Source organism: Arthrobacter sp. Y3223164 (assembly GCF_059091005.1).
On record NZ_JBNHGF010000765.1, the window covers coordinates 1 to 656 of the forward strand.

1 pseudogene is annotated in these 656 nt (G+C 68.6%); it reads right to left on the minus strand.

The window, feature by feature from the left end:
- Window positions 1-138 precede the first annotated feature (138 nt).
- Window positions 139-656: pseudogene (locus AC5RUJ_RS17885) on the minus strand (high-affinity choline transporter BetT); the annotation flags it as partial.

A 656-nucleotide genomic window follows, 5' to 3' on the forward strand; every position in this document is an offset into this window, starting at 1 on the left:
CCCGCTCGGTGTCGGCACGGCCGGCCTCGGACACGGTGGCAACGACCCGGCCGTCGGCCGGATTGCGGATCTCGCGCACCGCGCCGTCGGCGGCCGGCTCCCAAGCGCCGTTGATGAACAGGGTGGAGGCGGTAGTGGTCATGGTGTCTCCTTCGAAAGTGCGGCGACGGGTTCTGGGACGGCGGCGACGGGTTCGTCGACGGTGTCGTAATCGGTTTCCCAGTCCGCCTTGGGCGGGACGTTTTCGGCGGCGGTGCTGTAGGGCAGCGTCGCGCGGTGCTGGTGCAGGAACTCGAGGTGCACCTCGTAGTGGTCCAGCACGTCGGCGATGACCTCGTCCTTGCTGTACCCCATGAGGTCGTAGCCGTGGCTGCCCTCGAGCGAGAACACCTCGATGCGGTAGTACTTGCCGCCGGCGGCGGAGGAGCGCGCATAGGACGGGACGTCGTTCTGCACCGGATAGATCTGGTACTTGAAGGTGCGTTCGCCGTCGAGCTCCACGCAAAGGTCCGCGGTGTCGATCCCGAAGGCATCGACGGTGCTGGTCTTCAGCGTGGCCTCCAGCCCGCGGGCGGCGAGGTCGGTGCGGACGTCGTTGAGCGCGGGCATGGCGACCTCGGCCACGAAGCGCTGGGCCTGCCGACGGCCCGGGTAGT